At 41.4% G+C, this 17,500-nt stretch carries 11 protein-coding genes; 4 read left to right on the top strand and 7 right to left on the bottom strand.

The window, feature by feature from the left end; all coding sequences use genetic code 11:
• Positions 1-157 precede the first annotated feature (157 nt).
• Entirely contained in the window at positions 158-1,783 is a 1,626-nt protein-coding gene (locus JIG41_RS10095; RefSeq protein ID WP_036968853.1) for an alpha-glucosidase family protein, read from the top strand.
• Between the two features lie 49 nt (positions 1,784-1,832).
• On the opposite strand, the gene JIG41_RS10100 is transcribed toward JIG41_RS10095, so the two are convergent.
• Positions 1,833-2,381: a TIGR00645 family protein gene (locus JIG41_RS10100; RefSeq protein WP_036968856.1), complete on the bottom strand. Its 549-nt coding sequence runs from the start codon at positions 2,379-2,381 to the stop codon at positions 1,833-1,835.
• A gap of 243 nt (positions 2,382-2,624) precedes the next feature.
• Here JIG41_RS10100 and JIG41_RS10105 point away from each other — a divergent pair, with 243 nt between their 5' ends.
• On the top strand, positions 2,625-2,867 hold the full coding sequence (locus JIG41_RS10105) for a hypothetical protein (RefSeq protein ID WP_036968859.1): 243 nt from the start codon (positions 2,625-2,627) through the stop codon (positions 2,865-2,867).
• A gap of 94 nt (positions 2,868-2,961) precedes the next feature.
• Here the strand turns inward: JIG41_RS10105 and topA are convergent, their stop codons facing one another.
• Complete coding sequence (gene topA, locus JIG41_RS10110) at positions 2,962-5,628, bottom strand: type I DNA topoisomerase (RefSeq protein ID WP_036968862.1); 2,667 nt, start codon at positions 5,626-5,628, stop codon at positions 2,962-2,964.
• Positions 5,629-5,936: 308 nt separating this feature from the next.
• Positions 5,937-9,701: a hypothetical protein gene (locus JIG41_RS10115; RefSeq protein WP_199524682.1), complete on the bottom strand. Its 3,765-nt coding sequence runs from the start codon at positions 9,699-9,701 to the stop codon at positions 5,937-5,939.
• A gap of 193 nt (positions 9,702-9,894) precedes the next feature.
• Here JIG41_RS10115 and JIG41_RS10120 point away from each other — a divergent pair, with 193 nt between their 5' ends.
• Positions 9,895-11,226, top strand: a complete 1,332-nt coding sequence (locus JIG41_RS10120; protein ID WP_036968865.1) for a dicarboxylate/amino acid:cation symporter — start codon at positions 9,895-9,897, stop codon at positions 11,224-11,226.
• 62 nt (positions 11,227-11,288) lie between these two features.
• Here the strand turns inward: JIG41_RS10120 and sohB are convergent, their stop codons facing one another.
• Together sohB and JIG41_RS10130 are read right to left on the bottom strand one after the other, a co-directional pair.
• Positions 11,289-12,305, bottom strand: coding sequence for a protease SohB (sohB, locus tag JIG41_RS10125; RefSeq protein WP_065979832.1), 1,017 nt, complete (start codon positions 12,303-12,305; stop codon positions 11,289-11,291).
• 99 nt (positions 12,306-12,404) lie between these two features.
• The gene (locus JIG41_RS10130; RefSeq protein ID WP_199524683.1) at positions 12,405-14,837 is read right to left on the bottom strand and encodes a VolA/Pla-1 family phospholipase; all 2,433 of its coding nucleotides are present in this window, start codon (positions 14,835-14,837) and stop codon (positions 12,405-12,407) included.
• Between the two features lie 227 nt (positions 14,838-15,064).
• On the opposite strand from JIG41_RS10130, the gene JIG41_RS10135 reads away from it, so the two are divergent.
• Entirely contained in the window at positions 15,065-15,808 is a 744-nt protein-coding gene (locus JIG41_RS10135) for a YciK family oxidoreductase (RefSeq protein WP_036968874.1), read from the top strand.
• A 35-nt stretch (positions 15,809-15,843) separates the two neighbouring features.
• Here the strand turns inward: JIG41_RS10135 and rluB are convergent, their stop codons facing one another.
• Together rluB and scpB are read right to left on the bottom strand one after the other, a co-directional pair.
• Positions 15,844-16,716, bottom strand: coding sequence for a 23S rRNA pseudouridine(2605) synthase RluB (gene rluB / locus JIG41_RS10140; protein WP_199524684.1), 873 nt, complete (start codon positions 16,714-16,716; stop codon positions 15,844-15,846).
• Positions 16,713-17,303: an SMC-Scp complex subunit ScpB gene (gene scpB, locus JIG41_RS10145; RefSeq protein ID WP_199524685.1), complete on the bottom strand. Its 591-nt coding sequence runs from the start codon at positions 17,301-17,303 to the stop codon at positions 16,713-16,715. The genes rluB and scpB overlap by 4 nt, the downstream gene beginning before the upstream one ends.
• Between the last annotated feature and the right edge of the window lie 197 nt (positions 17,304-17,500).

Below are 17,500 nucleotides of genomic sequence, written 5' to 3' on the forward strand. Positions count from 1 at the left end.
CTTAGTTTTACAACGCTGGCAGATGAAATTACCGTGCATACGTATGCAGAGTTTTTACAGCATCCCACCCTTCACGTATGCTTTTGACATTCTGGCAACATATTAATACGCGTTGCCCTAGGGTTTACATACACTGAGTGTCACGATGGAGAAAAACATGGCTCAAAAGCAGTGGTATAAAGGTGCGGTTATTTATCAGGTTTATCCGCGCAGTTTCCAAGACACCAATGGCGACGGCATTGGTGATATCAAAGGTATCATTGATCGCATTGATTACATTAAAAGCTTGGGTGTGGATGCTATTTGGGTTTCACCTTTTTTTAAATCACCCATGAAGGACTTCGGATACGACATTAGTGATTACCGCGATATCGATCCTATTTTCGGTAACCTAGACGATTTTGATGAATTAATTGCCCAAGCGCATGAGCGCAATATTAAAATCATCATCGATCAGGTATTGAGCCACACTTCAGATCAACACCAGTGGTTTCTCGATAGCCGTGAAGATAAAAATAATGATAAAGCTGATTGGTACGTGTGGGCTGACGCAAAACCTGACGGTACTCAACCAAATAACTGGCTGTCTATTTTTGGTGGTCCTGCATGGCAATGGGAGCCACGTAGAGGGCAATATTATTTACATAACTTTTTTGCTGAACAGCCAGATCTAAACTTCCATAACCCTGAAGTGCGTAAAGCCGTCCTTGATAACGTTGAGTTTTGGCTGAAAAAAGGCGTAGATGGCTTTCGTTTAGATGCCATTAACTTCTGCTACCATGATGCATTATTACGCGACAACCCCGCTAAGCCACCTGAGAAACGTCAAGGTCGAGGCTTTAGCGAAGACAATCCATATGCATTCCAGTACCACTATTACAATAATACACAACCTGAAAACTTAAGCTTTATGCAGGATATCCGTGCGTTATTAAATAAATACCCTGGCACAGTAGCCCTTGGTGAAATTTCATCTGAAGACTCACTAGCAACAATGGCTGAATATACATCGGGTGGCGATAAGCTTCATATGGGATATAGCTTTGAATTACTAACAAACGATTACAGCGCTGAGTATATTCGTAACACAGTAAGTACACTTGAAGAACGAATGACAGAAGGCTGGCCATGTTGGGCGTTTAGCAACCACGATGTTGAGCGTGTTGCGAGTCGCTGGAGCAAAGGGGATAACATCAACCCTGACCAATGCAAAATGTTAACAGCACTTCTTGCATCACTTCGCGGTAGTGTATGCATGTATCAAGGCGAAGAGCTTGGATTAGGCGAAGCAGAGGTTGCATTTGAAGACCTACAAGACCCATACGGGATAACTTTTTGGCCTAATTTTAAAGGTCGAGATGGTTGCCGCACCCCTATGCCATGGGATGCAAGTGATATAGAGCAAGCGGGGTTTTCTACAACAAAGCCGTGGTTACCTGTGGGTGAGCAGCACAAAGCAGTTGCTGTAAGCGCACAAGATGATGACAACAACTCCATTCTAAATGCATACCGTGAGTTTATGGCTTGGCGTAAAGCGAAAGATGTACTGCTAGAAGGAAGCATCGAGTTCATTAATACTGATGAGCCAGTACTTGCATTTTATCGCAGCCTCAACAGCACTAAGATGCTATGTGTGTTCAATCTAAGTGCACAACGCGCTGAATTTACAACTACTGATGTAATAACGCAGCAGCACAATGAACTATCACATCACACTGCTGAATTAACAGATAATACAGTTACTCTGCCCGGGTTTGGTTGTTTTTATGCAACTCTGAGTTAATCATCAGTTGTATTGTGAGAAGGCCCTGCATTATGCAGGGCCTTTTTTCTTAATGATTTGTTGTTTTACTATTAATATAATCTGTCAGCGCGAATAGCACGCCCGAAACAACAAAAGTAACATGTATTAAAACCTTCCACAGTAATTCATCCGTTGAATGATTTGCCGAACTTATAAACACCTTTAAAAGCTCTACTGCCGATATAGCCACAATAGCGCTTATTAATTTCATTTTTAGGCCAGAGAAGCCCACTTTACCCATCCAAACGGGTCTGTCTTCATGGTTATCTATATTGAGTTTAGAAACAAAATTTTCATAGCCACTAAAAATAATGATTAATAATAATCCCGCTAATAAAGCGGTATCAACCAGTGTCAAAATACCAACCAAGAGTTCCTGATTGCTCGCTGTGAATGTATTTAAGGCCATGCTGTATAAGTATTTAAAAAACTTTAATAGTAGAATCACAACCGCAACTAACAAACCGATAAAAAACGGGGCTAGCAACCAACGAGAGCGGAAAATAAAAGTTTCTACGACTCGCTCTAGTGTTGATGGAACTTTTTTAGGTTTTGTTTGCGACACTGACTCTGACATAACTACACGCTCATTTTATTTTTAAAATTATGTGGATAATACGTGGTTTACAATGCCAATGACTAGTTTCTACAGACAAAAAAATGATTATTTTTTGCTTATCTTAACGATAAAAATATTTCGTTATCTTTTTTAGATATTTAGTTTATAAATTCACTCAAGCAAAGTGGATAACAGTTTGCGTTCCATTACTGCGCTTTTCGATGGCAGTAACTATTAATTATGTTGATTAGGAATAATTAAATGAACAAAGCATTGCTAGCACTAATTTTGGCACCTGTATTAAGCGTGTCAGCGTCATACGCAATCGCTAACGAAGCACCTGAAGCGTCACCAGAAATGATCAAAGAATTCACTGAAATGTGTTTAAACTGGGCAAAGGACGACGATATCAGCAATGAAGAATTAAAACCATACGTATTAAAATGTGTTAACGATGAACTTGAAGCTGAAGGCTTTAAGAAAGTAAAAGACGTACAAATCTAATTTATCGTTGATAGCTAATAAAAAACCGGAGTTGACACAATGATGTGCGCTCCGGTTTTTTATGTTCAGCTATTCTATTGCTTTAACAGACAGGCTACTTTTTAGCCTTTGTTGCAGCTTTCTTTTTAGCGGGGGCCTTCTTCTTACTTTCTTCGACCCATTTTCCACCTTGATAATGAGCTGTCCAGCCTGTTGCTTTGCCGTCTACCTCTGTCATCACATACTGTTCTTTATTTTTACGGCTATAACGAACAATTGATGGGTTACCATCTGGATCATGCGTAGGAGCATCTGCTAGGTAATAAAACTTCTCAGAAATACGGTCTCTAAAACGTTTTAATTCTTCAACTTTAGGAGCTCGCGTTTCCCGTGATTTCGGGAATGTATTCGCCGCTAAGAAAATACCCGACGCGCCGTCACGCAGCACAAAATACGCTTCTGACTTTTCACACTCTAATTCAGGTAAATGGACAGGATCTTCTTTTGGTGGCGCAGCTTCACCATTTTTAAGTAGTTTACGGGTATTTTTACAATCATCGTTACTACAACCAAAATATTTACCGAATCGGCCAGATTTTAGTTGCATATCAGCACCGCATTTATCGCATTCGATTATTGGGCCGTCATACCCTTTAATTTTAAACGTGCCTTGCTCAACCACATAACCTTTACAGGCTGGGTTATTACCGCAGACATGCAGCTTACGGGTTTCATCAATTAGGTATGAATCCATAGCTGTTTCACAGATAGGGCAACGCTTCATTTGCATCAACGTTTCTGTCTCGACGTCTTCAACATCGGCAGCAATGGCTTCATCACCAGAAACAAGATTCATTGTCGTAGTACAGCGCTCTTTGGGTGGTAAGTTGTATCCTGTACACCCTAAGAAAACACCAGTCGATGCAGTACGAATCCCCATTTTACGGCCACAGGTTGGACAATCAATATCTGTTTCAACCATTTGGTTCTGACGCATACCACCTTGTTCTTCATCTCCTGAAGCGATTTCAAGCTGTTTTGAAAAGTCTGCATAAAACTTATCGAGTACTTGCGTCCAGATGCGCTCGCCTTCAGCGATATCATCTAGGCGACCTTCCATTTTTGCTGTGAAATCAAAGTTCATTAAATCTTCAAAGTTTTCAACTAAGCGGTCAGTAACGATCTCTCCCATTTTCTCAGCAAAGAAACGACGGTTTTCAACTCGCACATAACCACGGTCCTGAATGGTTGAAATAATTGAGGCATACGTTGATGGACGCCCAATACCTCGTTTCTCAAGCTCTTTAACCAAGCTTGCTTCACTAAAACGAGCAGGTGGTTTTGTAAAATGTTGTTTCGGGTCAAGCTCAACTAAGCTCAGAATTTCACCTTGCTTTACAGCGGGGAGTGACTGATCTTCTTCATTTTTCTTACGCACAGCAGGCTGTACTCTTGTCCAACCATCAAAACGAAGGACACGGCCTTTTGCTTTTAATTGGTAATCACCCGCGCCAACCGTTAAGGTTGTTAAATCATATTCTGCTGGCACCATTTGACACGCGACGAATTGACGCCAAATTAACTCATATAATTTTTTCGCATCGGCTTCAACACCGTCTAAATGACCCGACAATACAGAAACACTTGAAGGACGAATCGCTTCGTGCGCTTCTTGTGCATTGCCTTTAGAGCTGTAGCTAATAGGTGCTTTTGGTAGGTACTTATCACCGAACTGCTCAGCAACATAGTCACGGCACATTTCAACCGCATCTTTTGACAAGTTGGTTGAATCAGTACGCATATAGGTAATATGACCTGCTTCATACAAACGCTGAGCAAGCATCATGGTCTTTTTAACACCATAGCCTAAGCGAGTGCTCGCGGCCTGTTGCATAGTCGATGTAATGAAAGGAGCACTCGGTTTGCTTTTACTTGGCTTTTCTTCAACGCTTACAACTTCATACTGAGCTTTCTCAAGGTCACGAACCGCAGACATTGCTTGCTGCTCGTTAACAGGCTTAAATGCCTTATCAGCGTGTTTTGTAACTTCAAGGCGTAAGGCAGACTCACTATTTTTAACATCGGCATGCACATCCCAAAACTCTTCAGGAATAAATGCTTTTATTTCACGTTCACGTTCTACCAGCAAACGAACAGCAACAGACTGAACACGGCCTGCAGAAAGACCGCGTGCAACTTTGGCCCACAACAACGGCGAGACCATAAAACCCACTACTCGGTCAAGGAAACGGCGTGCTTGTTGCGCATACACCATATCGGTGTTTAATTCACCGGGTGTTTCAAAAGCTTGCTGAATCGCATTTTTGGTAATCTCGTTAAAAACAACACGCTTATATTTCTCTGGCTCACCACCGATAATCTGTTCGAGGTGCCATGCAATCGCTTCCCCTTCTCTATCCAAATCGGTTGCGAGATAGATTTTATCGGCATTTTCTGCAAGCTTCTTTAATTCTTGAACGACTTTCTCTTTGCCAGGCAAAACTTCATAATGGGGTTCCCAGCCTTTCTCAGGGTCAATTCCCATACGTGCAACAAGATTTTTGTAATCTCGTTGTTTTTTATACGCAGCTTTTTCTTCTGGTGACATTTTTCGAACCTCAGCAGGGGTTTTCGTTGCTGCTGTTTTCGTTTTGCCTGAACCTGAAGTCGGTAGATCACGTACATGCCCAACACTGGACTTGACGATAAAATCGTTACCTAAGTATTTATTAATTGTTTTAGCCTTTGCTGGAGACTCTACAATTACAAGTGATTTGCCCATAGCTGCCTATTTCTGACCAAGAATTTTAAAAGTTTTTTGCCCTTATAAATGTATATCTATCACATCAAACAAATTAGTATGATTTATTAACATCGGAGCACGAATATTTATAGGTATATCTACAAACACCAATTGTTACAAGCTTTTAATCGAAACTTTTAACCATTGACTGAATAATTGAACAATTTTTGCTGCTAAATTAGCCAAAATGATAATTTGCTGTATTTTTATGGGGAATATATAGAACAGCAACAAAAATGCCAACCTTCTGGTTGGCATTTTTTTAAATTTAAACAATTAAATACTTGTTAACCATCATCACTGATTGCGATTGGAGCTGAGGTAACTAAGCCTTTACCTGTGGTAAATTGAACAACTAGGTTCCCCTCTGCTTTTTTATTTGCTTCAGCCTCTCTACTAATTGTTAAACCAAAAGACATGGCTGACGTTTGACTAGTATTAGGCAGCTCAAAGCCAGATGTTCCACTGTAATCACCATTATCAGTGCTCACTGAAACCGCCGTACTCGCTGGTAATGGGTTATTGTAAACATCTGAAAAATAAAGCTCGAAACTTAAAGCAGCCAATTGGTTGCCAACCATCGCTGTGGTTATATTTATTGAACCTAAATCACAGTAATCAGTGTTATCTGTAGGTTCTAAGTCCAAAATAACGGCAGTTGATGAGTCACCAGCTTGACGATAAATCGTATTACACTGCGCTATATCAACCCCTAATTGCATTGCATTGTCAGTAAAAACTGTTGGGTCTGCTGCAGTTTTTTCATTGAGAGCCGAAGCAAATCGATTACGTAACTCAGCTTTCGTAACGACAAAACGAGTGTATGCTTCACTGCCGGACATAACAATTTCAAAAGTATCCCGAATATCAATGACTTCTTTGGTACATAAACTTTCAAACGTTGCTCCCACGGTTGGGGTAGTCGCGCTTTCAGTACACACTAAACCATTGTATTTACCATCAGCAAGTGTATGCATTCCATTTAAGTCAATATCCCAATTTTCCTCAAATTGTCCTGCATTGGTATTTGTTGGGCTACAGGGATCAGTTGCATCACCTTCTTGGCAAAATTCAGCTGACTTCGTCACAGTGCCACTCACTGGGTCGTAAATAGCTGCTAAACCGTCATAGAAACCATTTTCATTATGGTCGATAAAAGCTTCTGGTAAGTCATAGCCACTGTAATATTCATTAGTATCAAAGCGGCCATTCCCATTAATATCAATATATGATTCTTGACCCTTTGCTGTCACCAACACCGTCGAACGTGCGCCTAATGGTACACCATCGTCAAAAAACGCAGCATTTCTAATTCCAGCCATACAAGGGGCTGCGGAACCAAAATAAAGGTCACAATTGATAACACCTGTTTTCGGGTTGATACTGTTTATTTTATTGCCCCACTTATCCTCGGTAAATGGCTTTGGATTCTGTGAACGCCACTGCGCAACACATTGACCATCAACTGTATTACACTCAAGTTGAGGGTTAAATTCAGCACCATCAAGAGTGCCAACCGCCCCACCTTCTGTTGTTAAATACACAGCCGTACCATCTGGTACAGGGTTATTAAAGTGATCAGCTAAATAAACAGAGATATCCGTGGTATCACCAATATAATTAAGTGCTTCTATGTTAATTATAGTAGGGCCAGCTGTGAAACTATTACCATCGGGTAAACCTGAACTAATAGAGACTAAATCTGATACACTCACCACTTGCTCATCAAGTGACACTAATGATAATTCACCTACAGGACACGATACATTACTATTACGTTCCGCTTCTGCTTTTTGGCATTCTAAATACAACTCCTGCCAACACGTGACATTATTATTCTGATCAGCAGGTATGAGCTCTTCAGGTATATAACACGCCTGTACACGTACCGCTTGTGGCACAAAGCCAGCATTTACTTGAATGCGAGCAAGCCCTTCAGAATCGGTAGAGACACTTGCATGTGAATAGCCACCTGCATCTGTTACCTCAGATAGTGAAATGCCACCGTTGGTTGAGCTTAAACGAAAATCCATTCGTTTTTGTTTTGCAGCATTACCGATTTCATCCGTTAGCTTAAATGTTAATTGACTAATTTCCTTACGAGATACGCCACCAGTTCCTTTTAACGCTAAAACATTTTCAGTGGCTTCAATGAATTCTATTGAACTGACTTCTGCAGCAGAAACAGGAACGTTTACATTAACTACTTTGGGCGTGCCACCGGTGAGCACTGTGGCTGTCACAGTATCACCTTGCGAAGTATTACATCCATTGGTTCTGTATGTAGCCGTTGCAACCCCGCTAATACTGGTTGCTTTTGAGTCCATTACAGCCAATCCCGACTCTACGCAACCAGACGTAAACTCAACATCGAGCGGTGTTACAATAGGGTTTCCGTTGCTATCAAAAATCGAAACGGTGATCACCGTAGTTGCACCAGCAGCCAATGGAACATATTCACCGTCGATTGGGTTACCTGACGCATCAAGTTTGTTGTATAGGCCATTGGTGATTTCAACATTAAGCTCTGCGGTGGCAATTTCAAATGCTTTTGAAAGAGTCACTGACTTGGCTGTCACCGACACTTCACCTGCACCACTGTTTGCACCTGGTTGTAGTTTTAAAACCGCGAAACCAAAAGGATCCGTTAATGCTTTGCCAGACTCAGGTAATAAACGACCTAGGTCAGTAGATAACTCTGCGATAATTCCTTCAATTCCATCACCTGAGCTGGTATCGGTAACTTTAACCAGAACGTCAATGAGTTGATCAGATGAAAACTGATTAACAACAACACAGCCCGATGATAAATACGTTGTTTCTAATGAAGTCGTATAGCGATTAGCATCCCAGTCTGCCGCACAACCTTTTAAAAGCTTAATATCAAGTGCGGCTTCTGCATTTTCGATTGGGGCATCATCACCGCTCGAAATAAAACCGGCGATTTTAGTAATTGTGTTACCACTTTCATCAGTGTATGTAGCTACAACTTGACCCGCACCTTTTGAATTACCGCTACTTAAAGTAACAAATGCTTCGCCGTTGGCGTCTGTAAGTGCCGTCCCTAATACAGGCGTAATTTTACCTGTATAGTTGGTAGAGAAAGAAATCAGTTGACCTGCTAAAGGCGTCTCATCGTCTAATAGAGTGGCTGTTACTGTTCCTTTATTATCTTTACTTACTGGGTTTTCTACACTAAATGGGAGGCCTGAGGCATCAACAATAGAGACGCCCAATGTCACTGTGCCACTCACACTTGAATCATCTGACTCAGAACCGTCTGATGTAAATGCAAATGTATCAAAATAGGTTTCGCCACTGACAGTATAAGAGGCTGTCACAATACCCGCACCGGCAACATCACCCGCTGTAAGCGTCATGAGTGCGTTACCATCGTTATTTGTTAATGCTGTACCTGATGAAGGGGTTAGCGATCCAATATCATCGGCAAGTGTGAATGTAACTCTTTGACCCGAGATAACTTCATCATCACGTTTTAAAGTAGCAACTAGGTCTAATGGTGCACCAGCGGTTACTTCATTATTGCTAGTTTGAGTTCCTTTAACAAAACCATTTAATGTAACCGTGAAAGTTTGATCGCCAGTTTGCGCATTGTCGCCCGCTGTTGAAAAGCTAAAACTACCAGAGAAAACAGTACCTGAGCTTGAGGTAAAACTGGCAATAATTTCATCTGCGCCAGCTTGGGTGCCTGCGTTTAATTTAACTTCAGCATTACCTTCACTGTTAGTCAGCGCTGAGGGTTGATCTAAAGTCCCCAAGTTATCCGCTAATGAAAATGTTATTTTTTTACCTGTTACATCTGAATTGCTACTCGTTAAAGAGGCGCGAATCATTAAGGGCTGATCGGCTGTTACATTATTCGATTCAGTACCATCAGCGCTATACCCTTGCACTGTTATTGTATAAGTTGGGTTATCAGTAGTATTCCCACCGTCTAATGAACCCCCTTCTTTCTCAAGTGATCCACCACCGCCACAGGCGACTAAAAGTGAGCTGAAAACTATAACACTTAGCCATCGCAATAAAGGCATTGACCTCTCCCTAGTTAGCTATTTTCATATTTACATTATTGTTTACCTGATATTAACCTAAAATCTGGACGAATATCATAATTATTTTATCTGAATTGCATCGAATTAATTCTAATATTTATCGAATTTTTCTGTATAAAAATCTTCATGCTGGTAGGCTATGGCAAAATTTATAAAAATATAGATTAGGTGTATGTCAAAAGTCCGTTCATTGAGTCTCACATCTCGTATCATGATTGGTATGGTCTTGGGTGTGATCGTTGGTTTTATCTTCCAAGCAATTTTAGCGGGTGAAGACGATTTCCTTATTCCACTAGGGTTATTCTCTTTGCCAATTAAAGCATTTTTCGTTGATGGTATTTTCCACATTGGTGGTCAAATATTCATTGCCAGTTTAAAAATGCTCGTCGTGCCCCTCGTATTCGTTTCCTTGGTGTGCGGTACGTGTAGTTTAAGCGATCCAAAAACACTGGGCCGTTTAGGGGGTAAATCAATTCTACTTTACTTGGTTACAACAGCGATCGCGATTACTGTTGCGATCACACTTGCACTGTTATTTAATCCTGGCGAGGGTATAAATTTACCGTCAGATGCAACCTACAGTGCGAAAGAAGCCCCGACTCTTGCGCAAGTTATTATTGGGATGTTCCCAACCAATCCAATTGATGCAATGGCAAATGGAAATATGCTACAAGTTATTGTTTTTGCCCTTCTTTTTGGCGTGGCAATGGCTTTAAGTGGTAAAGCAGGTAAGCGAGTTGCTAGTGTATTTGAAGACCTTAACACTGTTATTTTAAAGCTTGTAACACTGCTAATGAACATTGCACCTTATGGCGTGTTCTTTTTAATGGCAAAACTATTTACAACCATCGACTTTAAACTGATTAAAAGCTTGGCACTGTATTTTAGTATTGTGATGCTGGCATTATTTATTCACGGTTTAGTGAACTACAGTATTCTTTTAAAAGTGTTAACAGGACTAAACCCAATAACGTTCCTAAAGAAAATGAAAAATGCGTGTCTGTTTGCATTTAGTACATCAAGTTCAAGTGCAACGATGCCAATCACACTGGAAACTGCCACTAAAAAATTAGGAGCTCAGAACTCAGTAGCTTCATTTACGGTCCCATTAGGCGCGACTATTAATATGGATGGCACCGCTATCATGCAAGGTGTTGCGACCGTATTTATTGCGCAAGTATTTTCTGTTGATTTAACTATATCAGATTACTTAATGGTTATTTTAACTGCGACTTTAGCCTCGGTTGGTACTGCAGGTGTACCCGGTGTAGGTCTGATTATGCTAGCGATGGTGTTAAATCAAGTAGGCTTGCCTGTAGAAGGTATCGCTATCATTATCGGTGTTGACCGTTTACTTGACATGACGCGAACAGCTGTCAATGTAACTGGTGACTGTATGGTGACATGTGTGGTAGCAAAATCGGAAGGACAGTTCGATGAGAAAGTCTTTAACGACCCTGACGCAGCCAAAGACCTAGAAGATTATCACAAATCAATTAAATAAATTTGGTCAATAAAAAACCCGCTCCTGAAGCGGGTTTTTTATTCGCATGAAAGCAAATAAATTTAAGGATTCATTCCTTTAAAACGTGACATTAAATTTACCCCTGCTTGACTGATACTTGAGCTCAGACCCACCGCGAGTTTATCCGTTAAGTTCTTTTTAACTTTGTACTTTACTTTATATATTTGGCGTTCATCCGCTTGGTTTAGCAAGATATCATCACTGGTTTCAATTTTGTCCACTAAGCCTCTATCAAAGGCCTGAGTTGCAAACCAATGTTCACCTGTGGCAACCGAATCGATATCAAGTGAAGGACGTTGTTCACTCACGAAGGTTTTAAATAAACCATGTGTTTGTTCTATTTCCTCTTTAAACTTCTCACGGCCCTTCTCTGTATTTTCACCAAAGAGTGTCAAGGTACGCTTGTATTCACCAGCAGTGATTTGCTCAAAATCCACATCATTCTTCTTCAAAATTTTATTGAAGTTGGGTATTTGTGCAATAACCCCTATAGAACCGACAATTGCAAATGGCGCAGCAACAATTTCGTTAGCAACGCACGCCATCATATAGCCACCACTGGCTGCAACCTTATCAATTGCAACGGTTAAATGAATACCAGCATTGCGTAAGCGTTGCAGTTGAGATGCAGCAAGCCCATAGCCATGAACCACTCCACCACCGCTTTCTAAGCGTACCAATACTTTGTCTTTTTCTTTGTCAGCAATGGTAAGAATTGCAGTGATTTCTTCACGTAAGCTTTCAACTTCATGGGCATCTATACTTCCATTAAAATCAATCACATATAATCTTGGCTTAGGGTCTTTATCTTGCTGCTCTTTTGCCTCAGCTTTTTGTTGTTTAAAGTAGGCCTTAAGCTCTTTTTTAGAGAGCGTATTTTCAATAAAGTTTTGCTTAAGATCAGCCAATTGCTCACTTAAATCATCAATGCTTATCTCGCCTTTCTTAGCCTTTGGCTTAACAGCAGCACCCACAATAATCGCAACGATGGCAGCAACAGCAACCACAAAAGTAAGGGTTTTGGCAAAAAACAAGCCATATTCATATAAAAATTCCAAACACTCTCTCCATTAATTGTTAATTCGCCACAATTTACCATGCTTTAAGGCAAAAAAAAGCCACATTATGTGGCTTTTTACTTAATTGGCGGATTTCACTTATTCTGTGACAACATCCGTATTCGTAACCTGTAGAAATTGACCGCGAGCTGCTAAGAAAGTCCCTATTTGCAGCTGCATTTCAGTGGTCGCTGCTGCACTCTCTTGCGCTGTTGCACCTGAGTCTTCAGTAGGCACAGGTGTTAGCACAGAGCTGTGATGTCCTTTAGTAAACTTAACTACATAACTCATAGGATCTGCGGTAGGCGCTTGTGTTTCAGCCACTGTCGTTAACCCCATAAGCTTTGCAAGAGGCAGACTCCCTGCAATTGGGTTGCTTGCAACCATCGGTGGAATAACTTGGTCTGCTTTATTATCTGCACCATCACCCACAACAACACTCATGTATACTGGTGTACCAAGCGCTGCAACTGCAGATGCATAGTTAGAGGGATCGCCACTGTCTAGTGCGGTTTGTGCTGCAAACGCAAATTGCGTTACTACGCCTTGAATATTAGCAAGTTTTTCGGTTTCACCAGCCATAGTTAATGAACCCACATACTCTTTATATGCACATGCTACAAAAGCCGTTTGATCAGCGGCTAAAGAACCACAATTTGAAAGTGCTTCATTTTGTGAATACGCACTAAACTCAGCCGACTCTTCAATACCAGCAGCAAGTAACACAGAACCTTGTACAAATGGGCCAAACCTAGCTGATTCGATTAAGAAACTTGCAAGACCACCGCCACCACTGGCCAGTGCAACGCTTTTTACATTAAACAGTGGATCAACTTGTTCATCCAACGGTGAATTAGCAACCGCGATAAATGCAGGCGCCACTACAGAGCCCAGTGAATGGCCAAGGAAAGAGACATCTTGTGCATTAAGATCAGCTTGGCCTGTGAAGTTCAAGCCCATACGTAAACCTAATAAATCAGCTACCGATTGACGTAAGCTATCACGTGCAACTAATAATGACTGCAAGTTCATGTAGCTTAACACCGACCCAGTCGATGCATTAAAATCATCGGTGCCATCGCCATTAACATCAACACCGCGCTCACCATGTCTTGGGTGATCAATTGCTACAGTCGCAAAACCTTGAACTGATAACTGAGCCGTAATGGCTAACATGTCTTCTTTTTTAGACGTAATACCATGTTGTAAAATAACAATTGGCCAACCACCCTCTGGCATTACAAGCTCATCTTCTCCTAATTGCACTCGGACAGCATTAATTACAGGCAAAATTGGCTTCGTAATTTGCACCGGTACATTAGCCATGCTCTGTGTTTTTGGGATGATATTGTACTTAGTTAGATGTTTCGTTTGGTCAAGCCCTAAATCACGCAATTTACCACCACTTAGCGCCATACAAAGACCATCATTCTCGCTAATTGGATCCGTTGGAAATGATGCTCCCGCAGAAGACGCATAACCAAGTACTGCCACACCACTGTCACACAACCCTTGCCAATAGGTTGCCGACAAATCACTGACATCAGTCCCCGTTGGTGTACCTAGGTACATGGGTAGCATCACGCTGCCTTTTTGATATTGCACCCCTGCAAAAGCTGGCGATAAACCAGTAATACCCCGTGATGCAAATACTTGCTCAACTGTCATAACAGGTCGCTCTGGGATTTGCACTGTAGGACGCGGTAAAGCGTCTTGGGTTAGGCTGGCAGCTAGCAGTTGTTTCACAGTGCCTAATACTTGACCTGCTGATTGCATTGTCATTGCCGCTGAGTAAATGATGTCATCTTTACTGATTTGACCACCTGAAGTGACAGCATTTTCATAGCTGTTAATGACTGCTTGAAGTGACTTTTGAGAATCAGTAATAAGCGGTGCTTCTTCACTAACAAGCGCATACGTAGACGAAGGCTCAATTGAACGACCTTCAGAGTCCAACAACGACGTCGTTAATACATTTATATATGTACTACCCGCTTTAAATGGTTTTAGCGGAATAACAGCGACAGAATCACTCGAACCTTGCGTAATAAAATCAACACCAAAAGTGAGTTCTGATACCAGCTTACATGCAATACCTGCAGGTACTTGTGAACAGGTCTCATCAGTTTGACTTGCACCCATCACAACTTCAAAAATACGTACAGCACCAGGCCCGCCCGCCGAAGCGGCATCAAGCGAAACACCTGGAGGGAATGCGAGGTCGATTTTAAACGGAGTCTGTGTTGACCAACCATCGAGTGCACCCAATGCAAGTTGAGGATTAGCATACGCGGCACGAGGAACACTGACATTGTTGTCATCTAATTCGCCAGGGATATTCAGTGTACCGTCTAGTGTGCCACTCATTAATAAGTCATTTGGCACAGAGATAACACTGTTGGCAGGGTCAAACTTAACTGTCGCGCTAGGGATGATAGGAGGGCTGTCATTTTTTACATCTTCTAATGTTTCTCCTCCACCACAGCCGGTAATGACTGATGCAATGGCTAGTGAAAGTAGCAATTTTTTCATAATTTCGCTCCGCGCAAATCTTATTGTTATTGTGTGTTCAAGTATAAAAGTAGTCGCTAGACTGCCTTTAGTTAAGTTAATTTAATGTAATTAGGTTATTAATAAGACATTAGACCAGTTAAAGTTAACGTAAAGTTTCAATTTTCGCCACCTTAATTTGCAATAAATTCGATAACTTGGCTTTTTGCTATGGTAAAATAGAAAAAAATGTAATCAATGGTACTTTTATGCACACATATAAAGCTGCTGAGAATGCGCTAAAAGACAAAGTAATTCTAATAACAGGTGCCGGTGATGGTATTGGTCGCGTTGCCGCATTAACCTATGCAAAGCAGGGTGCCACTGTTATTTTACTTGGAAAAACAACCAGTAAACTTGAAGCTGTTTACGATGAAATTATCAATGCGGGTGGTCCACAACCTGCTATTGTGCCAATGGACTTAAAAGGCGCAACTAAGCAAAACTACCGTGATCTAGCTGCTACTATAGAACAACAATTTGGTAAATTAGACGGACTACTCAATAACGCTGGAATTTTAGGGTCGCTCGGCCCGCTTGAGCACTTTTGCGTTTCAACTTTCGAAAATATCATGAAAGTTAATGTGACAGCGCAGGCTATGATCACTAAATATATGTTCCCAGTACTTCGTAAATCGCCGAGTGCTTCTGTGATATTCACATCGTCAGGCGTTGGCCGCAAAGGGCGTGAGTTTTGGGGAGCATACGCTATTTCAAAATTTGCAGTTGAAGGGATGATGCAAACATGGGCATCTGAAGTGGGTAAAACTAATATCCGTATTAACTGTATTAACCCTGGTGCAACGCGGACAGCCATGCGCGCGTCTGCCTACCCAGGTGAAGACAGAGATAAATTGGCTACTGCAGAAGATTTAATGCCAACCTATTTATATCTGATGAGTGATGATTCTAAAGAAGTGAATGGTCAATCACTTGATGCACAGCAAAAATAAAAAACGCGGGTATTAAACCCGCGCTTTACTGTTCATTAACGGCGCTTAGTTTGTTTAACGCGGTGATTATGCTTTTTAACCGCTTTACGAATTTGATTAATCTTAGCACGCTTCTCTTTACGTTTATCTGGGATTACAGATAGCTTAGTTTGTGTCTCACGGCCTAGCTGTACTGTTTTACGCAAATAATTCACTGTGTCTAGGTCAAGCTCTGCCCATCCACCTTGCGGTAAACGTTTATCAAGTTCTAACTTACCATAGCGAATACGGATCAAACGAGACACTTCAACATCTTGTGACTGCCACAAACGACGCACTTCGCGGTTACGACCTTCAGTTAATGTCACATTAAACCAACGGTTAATGCCTTCTCCACCCATCGGCTTTATATTTAAAAATTTCGCAGGGCCATCTTCAAGCTCAACCCCTTTGGTCAAATTTCGTAACGTTTCGTTAGTAACTTCACCAAATACACGCGCCGAGTACTCACGCTCTACTTCATAACTTGGGTGCATCAAGCGATTAGCCAGTTCACCGTCATTGGTAAACAACATTAAGCCAGCCGTATTAATATCTAGGCGCCCGACCGCAATCCAGCGATCACCATCAACACGAGGGAGACGATCGAATACTGTGCGTCGGCCTTCTGGGTCTTTACGTGTACATAACTCACCTTCTGGCTTGTTATACATTAATACACGACAAATACGCTCTGCCTTATCTTCAATTTTTACTACATGACCGTCGACACGAATTACATCAGTTGGTTCAACACGATCACCTAAACGGGCAACCTTACCATTTACACTCACGCGATTTGCATCAATGTATTTTTCCATTTCGCGGCGCGAACCCACACCCGCTCTCGCCAACACTTTTTGTAACTTTTCAGTTTCTACTGTACTCATTCAGATAGTTCTCTCACAGAAGGATCACTCAATAGCTGGTTGATTTTACTTTCCTGAGTGTCAGGCAAAGGCGGTAACTCATCTAAACCAGCTAATGAAAAATAGTCTAAGAAAGTGGCCGTCGTTGCATAAAGCGCCGGGCGCCCTGGCACTTCTTTGTGCCCAACAACTCTTATCCACTCTCTTTCTAATAACGTTTTAATAATTCCTGAGCCCACCGTTACACCTCGTACTTGTTCAATTTCGCCACGGGTGATTGGTTGTCGATAGGCAATCAGAGATAATGTTTCTAACAGTGCTCTTGAATATTTAGGCGCACGTTCTTGCCATAAATTCGCAAGCCAAGGCGCAAGGCTTGCACAGGCCTGAAAGCGATACCCACTGCCAACAGCAACAAGATTTATGCCGCGAGTTTGATAATGCGTTTGAATCTGTTCAATTGCATTATTAATTCTGGGCATTGATACGCTTAACTCAGCTAAAACCGTTTCTTTTAAATGACGTTTAGACAGCGGTTTTCCAGCAACAAAAATCGCGGCTTCTATGATTTCGACAAGCTGTTCATCACTGATACGTTTTGTAGCCATTGCACCTAAAGGTCATTTTATTTCACTAACGCTCTATTATGACAGAAGTCACTGAAGGTTGGAAAATTTATTACTAAAAACCAGCGTAATTTACGCCATGCTTTTGCAGCGTGGATAAAACAGAGACCTTTTTGACAGTTTTAGCCATTAAAAAAGCGCTACAAAGAGCGCTTTTATCATTCAGAGTAAGTTATTGC

The organism is Pseudoalteromonas sp. bablab_jr011 (assembly GCF_016464045.1).
GTDB classification, from domain to species: domain Bacteria; phylum Pseudomonadota; class Gammaproteobacteria; order Enterobacterales; family Alteromonadaceae; genus Pseudoalteromonas; species Pseudoalteromonas lipolytica.